We start from the raw sequence: 13,842 nt of genomic DNA on the forward strand, positions 1-13,842 counted from the left end.
CCGATGCCCACCCCGGCCCTCCCCTGCCCCTGCGGGCTGCCCGCCTCCTACGCGGACTGCTGCGGCCGCTTCCACTCCGGCGCCCGGCAGGCGCCGACCGCCGAGCTGCTGATGCGTTCGCGCTTCAGTGCTTTCGCGGTCGGCGACACCGCCTACCTGATGCGCTCCTGGCACCCCTCGACCCGTCCGGCCCGGCTCGACCTGGACCCGGACCAGCGCTGGGAGCGCCTGGAGATCCTCGCGACCGAGCGCGGCGGGATGTTCGAGACGGAGGGGTCGGTGGAGTTCCGCGCCCACTACCGCGAGGGCGGCCACACCGGCTCGCTGCACGAGCACAGCTCCTTCTCCCGCGAAGGCGGGGCCTGGGTCTACGTCGGCCCCCTCTCCCCCGTCGACTTCACCTGACCGCGCGCCCGGGCCAGGGCGAAGTCCAGGCCCTCGCGGTACCACAGGGCCTCCTGCGGCGGCTCGGCCAGCAGCAGTCGCCGGGCCACCGCCGCGGCCGCCGGAACCCGTGGGTGGCCGTAGGGCGGGGGCGGTGCGAGCGCGGCGAGCACGATCCGCTCCGCCGGGTCGGGCACGGCGGCCCGCACCTCGTCGTCCGGGAGCACCGCGGCCAGTACGGCCGCCCGCTCCCACAGGTCGGGGGTTCGTCTCAGCAGCAGGCCCACATGCCGGGCCCGCCACCTGCGCGGCCGCAGGTCCGCCCCGGCCGCCATCAGCTCCCGGTCCCGCGGGGGCGCGGCCCCGCTGAGCAGGCCCGGCTCCCGGGCGGCGAACTCCCGCAGCTCCATGGCCAGGTAGAGCCAGACGACGGCCCGGTAGCGGTTGATCCGGTAGCCGACGGGCATGAGGTGCCCGCAGCGCGCGAGCCGGGTGAACCGGCTCGGACCCACCTCCAGCACCCGGGCGGCCGCGTCGGTCCCGGCCACCGTCTCGACCCGGGCGCGGAGCTCCTGCGGGAATCCCGCCGCCGCCCGGACCCGGTCCAGTTCGGCCCGGGTGAAGCGGGCGGCGCCGCTCGCCGCCCGGGGGCCCGCGCGGACCAGCCCCAGCTGGACGGCCCGGGCGAACTCGCCCCGGCTCAGCCCCAGTTCTCCGGCCGCGCGGATTCCGCTGAGCGATGGTTCGGGCCGCGCGTCCCCTCGTACGTCCGAACCCGGATCCCGCTCCGGTCCGATGGACGGGCGCTCCAGCGTCTGCACCTTCATCACAGTCCTCCCCCACACACGACGATCACTCTGCGTGAAGACCGTAACCAGAGGTGACGACGCCGCGCGAGGCCTGTGGATAACTCAGCCCCCGGTGATCCGCCGCTCCGCGACCCCCAGGTGCTCGCCGACCCGGTTGACCAGCAGCGTCATCTCGTACGCCACCTGCACGATGTCGGCCTCCGCGGCGCTCAACGCGCACAGGCAGCTTCCGGAGCCGGCCGCCACGACGAAGAGGAACCCCTCGTCGTACTCGACCATCGTCTGGCGCACCTCACCCGCCCGGAAGTGCCGCCCCGAACCCTTCGCCAGGCTCTGCAAACCGGCCGCGACGGCCGCCAGGTGCTCCGCGTCCTCCCGGGCCAGTCCCGCGCTCGCGGCCGTCACCAGCCCGTCGTTCGACAGGACCACCGCGTGCCGGACCTGCTGGACCCTGCGCGTCAGATCGTCCAGCAACCAGTCGAGCTGCTTGTCCAGTGCCATGTCCAGCCCCTCCCCGTTGACCCGGCCGACGTGGCCGCGCCCCACCCCGCTTGGTCGTCCCGCCAGCCTTCCCCACCAGGGGCTTTCCGGCAAGGAGGATGGACGCATGGCACAGAAGATGACTCAAGAGGACTGCCGGGCGTTCGGCAGGCACTCCACGCGCACCGGAACCCCGTCCACGGACTCCGAGGACGGAAGCCCGCACACCGCTCCCATCTGGTCGGTTCCCTGCGGCGGTTCCTCCTTCTTGCCACCGGCCGGGAGTCCGTCAAGGGGCGGAATCCGGCCCCTGCCCGGGTACCGCGGGTGGCGGGGGCTGGCCCCACCCCCGATCGGCCGGACAGCCGGATGGCCCGGTGGATCCCGTGTCGGCGACGGTGGGGCGTACCCAGCAAGTCGCCTACAGAGAAGGCAAGATCGTGCGCATCGTAACGGCCACCGCCGTCGCCCTGGCCCTCGTCGGCGCAGCCGCGCCGGCCGCCACCGCCCACCAGCCGGCCACGGACGGAATCTGGCGCACCGACGGCTACGGCACCGTGCTGTCCATCCGGAACGGGACCCTCCAGGAGTACCAGACCACCGCCGTCAGCTGCCTCGCGGGCGACACCGCTCAGCGGACCGGCCCCGGCGCCTACACCACGTCCGGAGGCACCGTCCTCACCGTGCGCACCCGCGGGGACCGCGACCGCGCTTCCGTGCGGCTGGACGGCGACGTCGGCGAACGGAACCTGCGCCGGATGACGGAACTGCCCGACGCCTGCACGCGTTCCGCCCCCGGGGGTCCGCTCGCCTCCTTCGACGTCTTCTGGCAGTCCTTCGAGGAGAACTACCCCTTCTTCGCCGCCAAGGGCATCGACTGGCACGCCGTACGCGACCGGTACCGGCCCACGGTCCACGAAGGGACGACCCCGGACGAACTCTTCGCCGTCTTCAGCAAGATGATCGAGCCCTTCCATGACGCCCACGTCGCCGTCGGGGACGTCGACGCCGACGGCAACGGCATTCCCGACCGGCTCTTCGCGCAGGTCCGCCCCGGCACCGTCCTGCCCAACGGGAAGCTCGATGCCAAGGTCAAGAAGTTCGTGGTGGAGCGCGACCTCGAGAACGCCCGGAACCTCCAGGACTTCGCCGCCGGGCGGATCACCTACGCCGACCTCCCCGGCGGGCAGGGCTACCTGCGGATCTCCGGCTTCGGCGGCTACGCGGGCGACGGGGCCTCCTACGCCGCCGAGCTGGCCGAGCTCGACAAGGCACTGGACACGGTCCTTGACCAGGCGCGCACCCGGCATCTGAAGGGCCTGGTCATCGACCTGCGAATGAACGGCGGTGGCTCCGACGCCATGGGGCTCCACATCGCCGGGCGGCTGACCGACACCCCCTACCTCGCCTACTCCAAGCGGGCCCGCAACGATCCCGCGGACCCCACCCGGCACACGCGCCCCCAGCCCCTGTACGTGACGCCCGCCCCGGGCCCCCGCTACACCGGACCGGTCGCCGTGCTGACCGGCGGCTCGACCGTCAGCGCGGGAGAGACCTTCACCCAGGCCCTCATGGACCGGCCCGGCCGGACCGTGCGGATCGGGCAGCCCACGCAGGGCGTCTTCTCGGACGTCATGGTGCGCAAGCTCCCCAACGGCATGTCGGTCTGGCTGCCGAACGAGGAGCTGCTGACCCGGTCGGGCAGGACCTTCGACGGCGCGGGCATCCCGCCGCACCTCACCGAGCCGGTCTTCACCACGGAGGAGTTCGACCAGAACAAGGACTCGGCCTTCGACCGGGCCGTGAAGGTCCTGCGGGACTGGGGCATTTCCTGACCCCTACAGCTGCGGCAGCAGGTCTGACGGCGTCGCGGGGCGCTTGTTCTTCGAACCAGAAGAGGTAAGCACGCCGGTGCGGGGCGAGGTCGCCGTCGAGGTACGCCGCCGAGCCGCGGGCGGCAGAGGCCGTGGCCTGCCCCGACTTCACGTCATCGGCCTCGAACCTGCCGCGCTGAATGCCAGGGCTCCCGGATCCGGCCCCGGTCCCGGCACCACCCTGGCGGGACGTGCCCGAGCGCCATGGTCTGTGGCCCAGCCGCATACGTTTTTCCGCAGGTGGCCGGCGGACGGCACGTTCGGCCGGATGCTCCGGTGCGCCCAGGCGAAAGCCGATGCGGCGGGCGGCATCGACCGGCTCGGCTCGGTCGCCTCCACAGTCGTCCGGGCGCAAGCACCGCAGCGTCGTGGGACGCTGCTCCCACCTCATCAGCTAGGGCCTGTTTCGAAGTGGTGCAACTGGGCTGGTGTAGCCTCTGCCGGATGGCGGACGTCATAGGCGTAGTCGAACGAGTCTGGCGATATCCGCTCAAGTCGACTGGCGGTGAGTTGCTCCAGCGTGTGGGCGTTGACGCGAGGGGACTGCTCGGGGATCGTCTCTTCGCGGTGCGTGACGCCGAGGGCAAGTTCGGCTCGGGGAAGAACACTCGTCGCTTCCGCAGGATGCCCGGCCTGCTGCACCTGCGATCCCGCTACGCCGACGACATCGACGACCTGGAACTGTGGGACCCGCAAGGCGTCGCTGTCCCCAACCCCACGATGTATCTTCGCGGCTACCTCGGCCGCGATGACGTCGAAGTAGCACGCGAGGGCACCGTCTCCCACTTCGATCAACTCCCGCTGAGCGTGTTGACCACGGCCACGCTCGATTGGGTGCGCTCGGTCGTTCCCGGAGTGCCTGTCGACGAGCGACGCTTCCGGCCGAATCTCCTGGTTCGAACTCCGCCCGGCACCCCTCCCTTCGTCGAGGACGAGTGGTTCGGGAGAAGGGCGCGGGTCGGTGCCGCCCTGTGCATCGAGTTCGTGCGATCCAGCGAGCGATGCGTGATGACCAATGAGGCCCAGCAGGACCTGCCTCATTCGCCGCTGGTGTTGCGAGCCATCGCCAACGCCCACGAGACACTCCTGGACGCCCTGGCGGTCGTCACGGTCCCAGGGCTGTTGCAGACCGGGGACACCATCACCCTTCTCCAGTCTCCGCCGGAGCCCCAGGTCACAGCCATTGGTTGATGGCCGCAACCAGCACGGTGGCCTCGATACCTACAACCACCACCGCTGCCACACCGCACTCGACGGACACCCGCCCATCAGCCGCGTAAACAACGCTGCAGGTCAATACGCCTAGCGCCCCACCGAGTCGAGCAGCCGGGCCGTGTGGACCCGGCCGGCGTATTCCACCAGCCTGATCAGCACCTCCTTCCCCGAGTCCTTGTCCCTCGCGTCACACAGCACCACCGGTGTCCCCTGCTCCAGGTCCAGTGCGCGCGAGACCTCGTCCGCGCCGTAACCGCGGGCACTGCTGAAGCAGTTGACGGCCACCACGAAGGGGATCCGCCGGTGCTCGAAGTAGTCCACCGCCGGGAAGCAGTCCTCCAGCCGCCGGGTGTCGGCGAGGACGACCGCCCCCAGCGCGCCCTGCGCGAGCTCGTCCCACAGGAACCAGAAGCGGTCCTGGCCCGGCGTCCCGAACAGGTAGAGCGACAGGCCCGCCCTGATGGTGATCCGGCCGAAGTCCATGGCCACGGTGGTCGTGGTCTTGTGGTCCACTCCGCCCGTGTCGTCGACGAGTTGGCCCGCCTCGCTCAGCAGCTCCTCGGTGCGCAGCGGCCTGATCTCGCTGACCGCGCCCACGAGCGTGGTCTTGCCGACCCCGAAGCCGCCGGCCACGAGGATCTTCAGGGCCAGTGCGGCGAGTTCCTCCTCGGTTCCGGAGCCTGCGCCGGCTGCGGCACCGGAACTCCCCTCGCCCGTCGTGCCGTTGTCGTGCAGTCCCATCACAGTGCTCGCAATCCCTCGACGACTTCCCGCAGAATCCGCTCGTCCGGCAGTCGGGCGGGCGGCACCGGCCGGCTGACCCGCACGTGTCCCGCCTCCAGCAGGTCGCCCAGCAGCACGCGCACCACACCCACCGGAAGGTCCGCCTCGGCGGCGAGCTCCGCGACCGACTGGGTCTCCGAGCGGCAGAGCCCGAGCAGCGTCCGGTGCTCCGGGCCGAGCAGGGCCTCGTCCCCCGCGCCGGCCGCCTCCGGATCCACCACGACCAGGGCGATCAGGTCGAAGCGGACCCCGTGGGGGCCCGGTTTCGTACGCCCTCCGGTCATGGCGTACGGGCGGACGAGCGGGCCCGCCTCGGCGTCGTACCACTGGCCTTCCACGTGCCCGTCCGCCGCCCTCACCCGGCGGCCGGGGGGCGGACCGCGAACCGGGTCGGCGTGTCCAGGTGTTCGCCGACCCGTTTGACCAGCCGGGCCATCTCGTACGCGATCAGCCCGATGTCGGCACTGGCGGCGCTGAGGACGGCCAGACAGGAGCCGTCCCCGGCCGCGGCGACGAAGAGGAACCCCTCGTCCATCTCGACCATCGTCTGGCGTACGCCACCGGCGTGGAAATGGCGGCCCGCGCCCTTGGCGAGGCTGTGGAAACCTGACGCGACCGCCGCCAGGTGCTCCGCGTCCTCCCTGCTCAGGGCCGTGGAGGAGCCCACCGCCAGCCCGTCGTTGGACAGCACCACCGCGTGCCGGACCTCACGGACCCGCCGGACGAGGTCGTCCAGCAGCCAGTCCAGTTCGCCGGATCCCCGGACCCCGTCGAGCGCGGTCCTGTGGTGTTCGGTCATCACACTTCTCCTTCGCTGCCTGCCTGGGGGGAGTCGTCCTGGGAGCCGCGCGTCCATCCCGCCCGGTAGGCGGCCATCCGGTCCCGTGCCTGCTCCGGACTGCGGTCCGGGGGCTCCGCCGGGGGCCGCGAACCGGTCGGGGCCCGGTCGGCGGCGGGGGCCTCCCGCAGCTGCGGGACCAGGCTGGCCTGGCGTACCCGGCGCGGCAGTGCGGTCACCGGGGCGGCGGGGACGGCCGGCTCCGGCACGGCCGCGGGCACGGGTGCCGGTGCCGTACGGATGACCGCGCCGCCGGGTCCGCGCGGCCGCAGCGGCGCCACCGGGGCGGGGACCGGATCCTGCCGCGGCCCGGGCACGGGCGCGGGCACGGGCGCTGGTACGGGCTCCCGCTCGGCGGCGGGCGGGGCACCGACCGCGTCCTGGAGCAGGGAGTGGGGCAGCAGCACCACGGCGGTGGTGCCGCCGTAGGGCGAAGGCCTCAGGTGCACCTGGATCCCGTGGCGCGCCGAGAGCCTGCTGACCACGAACAGGCCGAGGCGGTCGCTGTCGAACAGGTCGAGGTCCTCGCAGTGCTCGATCCGCCGGTTGGCCTCCGCGAGCGCCTCGCGGCCCATGCCGAGTCCCCGGTCCTCGACCTCCAGGACGTAACCGGCGCCGACGGGTTCGCCGCTGACCCGGACCATGGTGTGCGGCGGAGAGAACTGGGCGGCGTTCTCGATCAGTTCGGCGAGCAGATGGGTGAGGTCGGCGACGGACGCGCCGGTGACGGCGGCCCCGGCGAGCCGGCGGACCTCCACGCGCGGATAGTCCTCGATCTCGGAGACGGCGGCGCGCACGACGTTGGTCAGCGGCACCGGCATCCGCCACGCCCGTCCCGGGGCGGCGCCCGAGAGGATGATCAGACTTTCCGCGTGGCGGCGCATCCGGGTGGTGAGGTGGTCGAGCCGGAAGAGGTCGCCGAGCTCGCCCGGGTCGTCGGCGCGGCGCTCCATCGAGTCGAGGAGGTCGAGCTGTTTGTGGACCAGGACCTGGCTGCGGCGGGCGAGGTTGACGAAGACGCCGCTCACCCCGCCGGCGATTTCGGCACGCTCGACGGCGGCGCCGAGGGCGGCCCGGTGGACGGTGGACAGGGCCTCACCGACCTGGGTGATCTCGTCCTCGGCGGGAGGCCCGGGCGGGGCCTCTTCCTCGACGTCGATGTCCGCGGCACGTCCGGCCCGGAGCCGTTCCATGGCCTGCGGGAGCTTCCGGTGGGCGATCTCCAGGGCGGTGTTCCGCAGGGACACCAGCTCCACCACCAGGGCGCGGCCGATGCGCACGGAGATCACCAGCGAGGCGGCGACCGCCACCAGACCCAGCAGGACGGCGGCACCGGCCGGGCCGAGAGCCCCTTCGGCGAGCGGATCGGCGCGCTCGGCGGCCCGGGCGTGCGCGGCCTGCCGGACCTCCCGCATGGACCCGCTCACCGCCGCGTGGGCGGTGTCCCAGCCGGCGGGGACCCCGTGCGCCTCACGGGGCGGCGAAGCCGGAGACGCCGCCCCGGCGGGGGCGGCGGTGACGGCCAGTGCCTTGTCCTCGGCGGCGGTGAGCTCGGCGTAGGACGCGCCCTTGGAGACGGCGTCCCAGACGGACCGCTGGTCCGCGGGCAGGTCCCGCGCCGCGGCGGCGGTGAGGGTGCGGCGGGTCTCCACGGCGCCGGCCAGACGGCGCAGCGCGTCGGCGGTGCGGGGGCCGGGCAGGGCCAGGAGCGCGTCCTCCCGGGACAGCAGCTCGCCGGCCCGGGCGAACTCGAGCAGGACCCGCGCGTCGGCGCCGAGTTCGGAGTCGGGGCCACCGGAGAGGGCGCCCTCGGCGGCGAGGGCGGAGTCGGCGACGCGGGTGTAGGTCTCGTAGGCGCCCTCCGGGGTGGCACGGCCGGCGGTGATGTCCTTCCGGGCATGGCCGAGCGCCTCCGCGGCGGCGACGAAGGCGCCGAGCCGCACGACCGTGTCGGGGCGGTGGCCGCCGGAGTCGGCGACGGTGTGGCGGTCGCCGAGCCGCAGCCGGCGTACGGCTTCGTCGGTGCGCCGGGCCTGCTGCCCGAGGGCGGACGCCTCCCCGGAGGCGGGGTCGGCCAGGAAGCGGACGGCGGCGCGGCGTTCGGCCTGGATCTCGGCGAGGGCGGCGTCGAGGGGCGCGCGTATCGCGGCGTCGGCTTCGCGGACACGGCCCAGCCGGGCCATGTCCTGGGCGGTGCCGACGGTGGCGAAGCCCCAGAGGGCGAGCAGCGAGACGACCGGGACCATCAGCAGCGAGACGATCTTCGCCCGGACGGTGGCGGGCCGCAGCCGGATCCACGGCCCGCCGCGGGCCCGGGCGCCTCCGGGCGGGGCGGGGCGCCGGAACTCGGACTCCGGCGCTTCCGTCGCGGGGGGACCGGCGTGTGCGCGGCGGCCGCGCGAGGCGGGCGCGGGGAGCCGCGGCGGCGCCGGCTCCGGTCTTCTGCGGGGTGTGCGCATGGCTCCTCGTTCCGGGGCGGTACGGATCCACGGGGTGGGCGGGGTGTCAGCGGGAGGGGACGGCGCCCTCCCCGAGGCGCCCGGCAGCGGGCGCGGACCCGGAGCGCGGCACCGGGCCCGGACCGGAGCCGGGACCGGAGCCGGGAGCCGCGGCGGCCGGAGCCGGCGCCCCCGGTGCGTGCGCCCGAGCCGACGCCGTCCGCCGGGCCGCCGTCCGCTGGGCCGCCGGCGCCGTCCACTCGTCCGCCGTCGGGGAGAGCGCCACGAAGGCGGCGGTGATGAAGAGGTAGGAGCCGAGCCCGACCGCGAGCGGGAAGATGAACTGCATGGCGCTCGCGCCGGGCAGGGCCGCGTCCGAGGGCATGACGCGGACGGCGACGGCCGCCATTCCGGTGTAGTGCATGCTGCTGACGGCGACGCCCATGACGAGGGAGGCGACGGCGACGGCCAGCGGTGACCTGATGTTGAGGGCGGCCCAGAGCGCCGCGGTCGCGGCGACGACGGCTATGGCGACCGAGAGCCCGACGGTGAGCGGGTCGTACTCGATCCGGCCGTGCAGGCGCAGGGCGGCCATGCCGAGGTAGTGCATGCTCGCGACCCCGAGTCCGGTGGTCAGGCCCCCGAGGACGAGGGAGCGGCGGCGGTCCTTGCCGTAGCCGACGGCGAACACCCCCGCGCCGACGACGGCCATGGCGACGAGCAGGCTGAGGAGGGTCATCGGCACGTCGTAGTGGATCTCGGTGCCGGTGACGTGGAAGCCGAGCATGGCGATGAAGTGCATCGTCCAGATGCCGGTGCCGATGGCGGAGGCGGCGGTGAGGAGCCAGTTGCGACGGGAGGCGCCGGTCGCGGCGAGTGCGCGGACGGTGCAGCGCAGGCCCAGGGCGGCGCCGATCGATGCCATCACATATGACAGTGCGGGTGTCAGCCAGCCATAGGCGGCGTGGTCCAGGTGTCCCATGGCCACGGGACGCTAGTCCGGGTGAGGGCGCGAACAAGGGGAGCATTTCGAAAGCAGCTGTAACTGCTGGAATATGACAGAGAGACGTTCATCTCCGATCACACCACGTGCCACCTTGCGCACCGTCCGCAGGGGCCGGGGCTGGTGCGGGATCATGGGGGCATGAGCCGTATGAGCCGTACGAACGAAGACCACACACATGTGCAGGAGTTCTTCGGGGCACGCGCAGCCGCCTGGGACAGCAAGTTCCCGGAGGACGGGCCCGCCTTCGCGACCGCCGTGGCGGAGTTCGGCGTGGGGCCCGGGGACCGGGTGCTCGACGCGGGCTGCGGGACCGGCCGGGCCATGGTCCCGCTCCGGGCAGCCGTCGGGCCGTCCGGAACCGTGATCGGCGTGGACCTGACCGAGGAGATGCTGACCGAGGCGCGGCAGGCCGGGCGCGACCGCGCCGGGGCGCTGCTGCGCGCCGACGTGGCCCGGCTTCCGCTGCGCGACGGGGCACTGGACGCGGTCTTCGCCGCCGGACTGATCGCCCACCTGCCCGATCCCGCCGCGAACCTGCGCGAGCTCGCCCGCGTCGTCCGCCCGGGCGGCCGGCTCGCGCTCTTTCACCCGATCGGGCGAGTCGCACTCGCCGCGCGCCACGGCCGCGAGCTGACCCCGGACGATCTGCGGGCCGAGCACAACCTGGGCCCGCTGCTGTCCGGTTCCGGCTGGCGGATGACCTCCTACGCCGACGAGGACACCCGCTTCCTCGTCCTGGCCGAGCGCATCCGGTAAGCGGCACGACGCCCGAGGAGACCATGTCGTACGCCGGCCCGCGCGCCCGCACCCGCCCGGCCCCGGGGGCTACGCCGGGGGCTGGGCCTCGGCTCCGGCCGGACGGCGCGGGTGAGGCACGGGGCAGCCGCCCGCGCCGGGCACGGGGAAGGTGCCGAGCTCGCCGACGTCGTAGCCGTCGGGGTATCCCTTGATCTCCGGGTTCTGGCGGGCGTAGTGGGGGGCCGCGCGCGGCGGCAGCAGCCGTACCGCGCGGCCTCGCAGCCGAAGGGCGCCCCGGACCAGCCGCCGGACGGCGGGGTTCGGGGTCTCGTACCGGAAGGCGCTCAGCAGCGGCTCGTCGAGCAGGGCGAGGCTCGCGCCGCGCACCGCGGGGGCGAGGGGCTTCGGGTACCAGGAGGCCATCAGGTCGAGGGTGGAGTCGGCGACCTTGCGGCCGCCCTCGTCCCAGCCGAAGTGGGCTTCCTCGTAGGCGTTCAGGGTGGCCTCGAACTCCTCGTAGGAGCCCGGGATGTCCGTGATGCCCAGGCGTCGGCCGAGTGCGGTGTAGTAGTTGGCGCAGGCCCGGCGCTCGTGGTGGGTCAGCGGGCGCCAGCCGTAGACGTCGAGCCATCGTGCGGGAATCACCACGAACGTGCACAGGACGTAGCGCATGTCGTCGTTGGAGATGTCGTAGCTGCGGTGCATCTGGTTGACGCGGCGGATCGCGGTGCGCGCCGTGTCGCTCTCGAAACCGTGCTCCACGACGGCGTCGAGGAGCAGCGCGGTGTCGTCGTAACGCTTCTGCGCGCGGTCGGTGAACTCGGCGGTCTCGGCGAGGAGCGCGCCGATGGAGGGGACGGCGTAGGTCCGGAAGAGGGCGAGCTCGAGGGCGCGGGTGAAGTCCCAGGGGAACTCGTAGGTGGCGGTGAGCCGGTAGATGGCCAGGAAGTCCTGGTCGGGGTCGAGCCGGAGGATCTCCCTCAGCCGGTCGTAACGCTGCACCGGTCTCCCTTTCCGTGGCGGGGCCCCAACTCTACGTGCAGGTAGCGGGCTTGGAAATCGACGCCCGCCGGGTCTCGACGCGCGAGTTACCGGCTGGTTAAGGTGCGCCGACGAGAACGCGATCGGGAGGCCACGTGTCCGACGAGGAGGACGGGGGCTCGCTGTACGTGCTGACGGCCGTGCTGCTGACCCCCACGCAGTTCCCGGCGGTGTTCGGCGACGATTTCCCGGAGGCCTGCGCGCTGCTGGGGGTACCGCCGGTCGCCGACGGGTACGGGCTGGTGCTGGGACAGGACGAGGAGGGCGCGCGCTGGACGGTCGTCGTGGACGACGTCTCGCTCGTGGCCACCGCCATCGCCTCCTGGGACTGCGGCATGGACTACGACCTGTCGCCCGACGAGCGCACGATCGTCGCCTCGCTGGCGGGCTGGCCGCTGGAGCTGACGGTGTCGACGGCTGGCATTCCGGAGCCCCACGACCCGGAGCAGGGCGCGGACGGCACGGGTCGGGTGCCGCTGTCTCCCCCCTCGGCACAGGGGTGGGGGCCGGTGCAGCGACGGCTGGGCGCGGACCAGGTCGGCCGGGAGTGGGCGGACTGGAGCGAGCGCGTCGCGGAGGACGGCGGGGCGGCGGCAGCCGTGCACCCCGGGCTCGCGCGGGCGCTGCGGGAGGCCGCCGGTTACGCCCGGCAGGCACCGCCGCCGGGGCGGGTCCGGTCGGCCTTCGCGGGCGAGGGCGTACGGACCCTGCGGGCCGACGGGCCCGGCTGGTCGCTGGTGGCCCGGACCGGCGGCCCGGCCTTCGTCCTGCTGGACGAGGAACCGGGCGCGGTCCTGGCCGTCCCCCTCGAGGGGGAAACCGGACTGCCGGAGCTGCCCGGCCTGCTGGCCGCACTGGACGGCGTGGCGGTACGGCCGGCCTGAGCGCGCGGTGCGGAACACGGGAACGACGGACGGGGGAACGCAATGGTGGAGTCGCAGCCGGTGGGCGTGGTGGTCGGCGGCCGGGCGGAGGCCGTCGACGACGACTGGGGACGGGAGCGGGCGGTGATCCGGCTGGACTCCGGCCGGTTCGGCCCCGAAGCCCTCTACGGACTGGAGGACTTCTCGCACGTCGAGGTCGTCTACCACTTCGACCGGGTGCCGGTGGAGAAGATCGAGACGGGCGCCCGGCACCCGCGGGGGAACCAGGACTGGCCCCTGGTGGGCATTTTCGCCCAGCGCGGCAAGAACCGTCCCAACCGCATCGGCCTGTCACGGTGCAGGGTGCTGAAGGTGGACGGCCTGGACGTGCACGTCGAGGGCCTGGACGCGGTGGACGGCACCCCCGTGCTCGACCTCAAGCCGTACATGGAGGAATTCGGCCCGCGCGGCGAGACCCGCCAGCCGGAGTGGTCGACGGCCCTGATGCGGGACTACTACTGACCCTCGCTCCCACCGCGGGGGACCGGAGCCGCGCCCCTCCCGTCAGACGCGCTCGAGCGGTATGTGCGGCAGCGGCGGGAGGGTGGCGGTGATGGTGTCACCGGGGCGGACCCTGCCGCCCCGGTGGACGACGCCCATGATCCCGGCCTTGCGGACCACGCGGCCCTCCTCGTCCCGGCCGACGACCTGCTTGAGCAGGCCGTCCTGGAAGGCGTTGATCTGCGGGCACGGGTTGCGCAGGCCCGTCACCTCCACCACCGCCTCCTCGCCCAGGCGCAGCAGCGTCCCCGTCGGCAGCGCGTGCAGGTCCAGGCCCTCGGTGGTCACGTTCTCCCCGAGCCGGCCCGGCTCGACGCGGAAGCCGGCTTCCGCCACCTCGTCGAACAGTTCCCGGTGGATCAGGTGCACCTGACGGAGGTTGGGCCGCGTCGGGTCCTGGGCCACGCGGGAGCGGTGCTTGACGGTGACGCCGGCGTGCACGTCGCCTTCGACGCCGAGGCCGGTGAGGAGCGTGATGCTCTCCCGGTTCGGCTTGCTGAACGAGTACGCGGCATTGCTGCTGACGGCCACGACGCGTGCGGCCCGCGCCCCGTCCCCCGCGCCGATGTGCTCGGTACTGAGGTGCTCGGTGCTGCTGTGCCCGGTATTGATCTGCTCGGTGCTGGGCTCGTGCTCGGTGGTGCTCATGAGAAAGGCCTGCGTCCCCCCTGCCGCCCCGGCGGCCCCGCGAATGCTTCCGCCCTGGTCAACGCGCCAGGACCGCGAGCAGTTCCCCGGGGTCCGCACTCAGCCCGCCTCCAGCAGCGCCGAGAGGGCCGCCAGGCCCGTTCACGGACCGGCCCCGTCCGCCA

15 protein-coding genes are annotated in these 13,842 nt (G+C 73.5%); 6 read left to right on the forward strand and 9 right to left on the reverse strand.

Annotated features, from left to right (window positions below; genetic code table 11):
• The first annotated feature begins 3 nt into the window (after positions 1–3).
• Entirely contained in the window at positions 4–405 is a 402-nt protein-coding gene (locus ACZ4WZ_RS02250; protein WP_467884121.1) for a YchJ family protein, read from the forward strand.
• On the opposite strand, the gene ACZ4WZ_RS02255 is transcribed toward ACZ4WZ_RS02250, so the two are convergent.
• Together ACZ4WZ_RS02255 and ACZ4WZ_RS02260 are read right to left on the reverse strand one after the other, a co-directional pair.
• Positions 369–1,211 (reverse strand): DUF6397 family protein, encoded by an 843-nt coding sequence (locus ACZ4WZ_RS02255; RefSeq protein ID WP_467884122.1) that lies wholly within the window; start codon positions 1,209–1,211, stop codon positions 369–371. The two genes, ACZ4WZ_RS02250 and ACZ4WZ_RS02255, sit on opposite strands and share 37 nt — an antisense overlap.
• 84 nt (positions 1,212–1,295) lie before the next feature.
• Positions 1,296–1,694, reverse strand: a complete 399-nt coding sequence (locus tag ACZ4WZ_RS02260; protein WP_042800536.1) for a roadblock/LC7 domain-containing protein — start codon at positions 1,692–1,694, stop codon at positions 1,296–1,298.
• Between the two features lie 419 nt (positions 1,695–2,113).
• On the opposite strand from ACZ4WZ_RS02260, the gene ACZ4WZ_RS02265 reads away from it, so the two are divergent.
• Together ACZ4WZ_RS02265 and ACZ4WZ_RS02270 are read left to right on the forward strand one after the other, a co-directional pair.
• Positions 2,114–3,508, forward strand: coding sequence for a S41 family peptidase (locus ACZ4WZ_RS02265; RefSeq protein WP_467884124.1), 1,395 nt, complete (start codon positions 2,114–2,116; stop codon positions 3,506–3,508).
• Between the two features lie 483 nt (positions 3,509–3,991).
• Positions 3,992–4,738: an MOSC domain-containing protein gene (locus tag ACZ4WZ_RS02270; RefSeq protein WP_467884125.1), complete on the forward strand. Its 747-nt coding sequence runs from the start codon at positions 3,992–3,994 to the stop codon at positions 4,736–4,738.
• A 111-nt stretch (positions 4,739–4,849) separates the two neighbouring features.
• On the opposite strand, the gene ACZ4WZ_RS02275 is transcribed toward ACZ4WZ_RS02270, so the two are convergent.
• The 5 genes from ACZ4WZ_RS02275 to ACZ4WZ_RS02295 are packed head-to-tail and all read right to left on the reverse strand — an operon-like array spanning position 4,850 to position 9,803.
• A complete protein-coding gene (locus ACZ4WZ_RS02275) occupies positions 4,850–5,503 on the reverse strand; it encodes a GTP-binding protein (RefSeq protein ID WP_467884127.1) in 654 nt (217 codons plus the stop codon).
• Positions 5,503–5,883: a DUF742 domain-containing protein gene (locus ACZ4WZ_RS02280; protein ID WP_467884129.1), complete on the reverse strand. Its 381-nt coding sequence runs from the start codon at positions 5,881–5,883 to the stop codon at positions 5,503–5,505. The genes ACZ4WZ_RS02275 and ACZ4WZ_RS02280 overlap by 1 nt, the downstream gene beginning before the upstream one ends.
• Before the next feature lie 17 nt (positions 5,884–5,900).
• The gene (locus ACZ4WZ_RS02285; protein WP_467884130.1) at positions 5,901–6,344 is read right to left on the reverse strand and encodes a roadblock/LC7 domain-containing protein; all 444 of its coding nucleotides are present in this window, start codon (positions 6,342–6,344) and stop codon (positions 5,901–5,903) included.
• Entirely contained in the window at positions 6,344–8,842 is a 2,499-nt protein-coding gene (locus ACZ4WZ_RS02290; protein WP_467884132.1) for a sensor histidine kinase, read from the reverse strand. The genes ACZ4WZ_RS02285 and ACZ4WZ_RS02290 overlap by 1 nt, the downstream gene beginning before the upstream one ends.
• A gap of 46 nt (positions 8,843–8,888) precedes the next feature.
• On the reverse strand, positions 8,889–9,803 hold the full coding sequence (locus tag ACZ4WZ_RS02295; RefSeq protein WP_467884134.1) for an MHYT domain-containing protein: 915 nt from the start codon (positions 9,801–9,803) through the stop codon (positions 8,889–8,891).
• Positions 9,804–9,974: 171 nt separating this feature from the next.
• On the opposite strand from ACZ4WZ_RS02295, the gene ACZ4WZ_RS02300 reads away from it, so the two are divergent.
• Positions 9,975–10,583, forward strand: coding sequence for a class I SAM-dependent methyltransferase (locus ACZ4WZ_RS02300; RefSeq protein WP_467884218.1), 609 nt, complete (start codon positions 9,975–9,977; stop codon positions 10,581–10,583).
• Between the two features lie 69 nt (positions 10,584–10,652).
• Here ACZ4WZ_RS02300 and ACZ4WZ_RS02305 read toward each other — a convergent pair whose 3' ends face one another.
• A complete protein-coding gene (locus ACZ4WZ_RS02305; RefSeq protein ID WP_467884135.1) occupies positions 10,653–11,567 on the reverse strand; it encodes an oxygenase MpaB family protein in 915 nt (304 codons plus the stop codon).
• A gap of 134 nt (positions 11,568–11,701) precedes the next feature.
• On the opposite strand from ACZ4WZ_RS02305, the gene ACZ4WZ_RS02310 reads away from it, so the two are divergent.
• Positions 11,702–12,490, forward strand: coding sequence for a hypothetical protein (locus ACZ4WZ_RS02310; RefSeq protein WP_467884137.1), 789 nt, complete (start codon positions 11,702–11,704; stop codon positions 12,488–12,490).
• A 42-nt stretch (positions 12,491–12,532) separates the two neighbouring features.
• Positions 12,533–12,991 (forward strand): SAM-dependent methyltransferase, encoded by a 459-nt coding sequence (locus ACZ4WZ_RS02315; RefSeq protein WP_467884139.1) that lies wholly within the window; start codon positions 12,533–12,535, stop codon positions 12,989–12,991.
• A 42-nt stretch (positions 12,992–13,033) separates the two neighbouring features.
• Here ACZ4WZ_RS02315 and ACZ4WZ_RS02320 read toward each other — a convergent pair whose 3' ends face one another.
• Positions 13,034–13,678, reverse strand: a complete 645-nt coding sequence (locus ACZ4WZ_RS02320; RefSeq protein WP_467884141.1) for an MOSC domain-containing protein — start codon at positions 13,676–13,678, stop codon at positions 13,034–13,036.
• Between the last annotated feature and the right edge of the window lie 164 nt (positions 13,679–13,842).

The organism is Streptomyces sp. NPDC029122 (genome assembly GCF_055569445.1).

Excerpts from the sequence above, each read along its gene's own strand:
- ACZ4WZ_RS02250 (WP_467884121.1), top strand. The coding sequence starts at position 4 with ATGCCCACCCCGGCCCTCCCCTGCCCCTGCGGGCTGCCCGCCTCCTAC.
- ACZ4WZ_RS02255 (WP_467884122.1), bottom strand. The coding sequence starts at position 1,211 with ATGAAGGTGCAGACGCTGGAGCGCCCGTCCATCGGACCGGAGCGGGAT.
- ACZ4WZ_RS02260 (WP_042800536.1), bottom strand. The coding sequence starts at position 1,694 with ATGGCACTGGACAAGCAGCTCGACTGGTTGCTGGACGATCTGACGCGC.
- ACZ4WZ_RS02270 (WP_467884125.1), top strand. The coding sequence starts at position 3,992 with ATGGCGGACGTCATAGGCGTAGTCGAACGAGTCTGGCGATATCCGCTC.
- ACZ4WZ_RS02275 (WP_467884127.1), bottom strand. The coding sequence starts at position 5,503 with ATGGGACTGCACGACAACGGCACGACGGGCGAGGGGAGTTCCGGTGCC.
- ACZ4WZ_RS02285 (WP_467884130.1), bottom strand. The coding sequence starts at position 6,344 with ATGACCGAACACCACAGGACCGCGCTCGACGGGGTCCGGGGATCCGGC.
- ACZ4WZ_RS02290 (WP_467884132.1), bottom strand. The coding sequence starts at position 8,842 with ATGCGCACACCCCGCAGAAGACCGGAGCCGGCGCCGCCGCGGCTCCCC.
- ACZ4WZ_RS02295 (WP_467884134.1), bottom strand. The coding sequence starts at position 9,803 with ATGGGACACCTGGACCACGCCGCCTATGGCTGGCTGACACCCGCACTG.
- ACZ4WZ_RS02300 (WP_467884218.1), top strand. The coding sequence starts at position 9,975 with ATGAGCCGTACGAACGAAGACCACACACATGTGCAGGAGTTCTTCGGG.
- ACZ4WZ_RS02315 (WP_467884139.1), top strand. The coding sequence starts at position 12,533 with ATGGTGGAGTCGCAGCCGGTGGGCGTGGTGGTCGGCGGCCGGGCGGAG.
- ACZ4WZ_RS02320 (WP_467884141.1), bottom strand. The coding sequence starts at position 13,678 with ATGAGCACCACCGAGCACGAGCCCAGCACCGAGCAGATCAATACCGGG.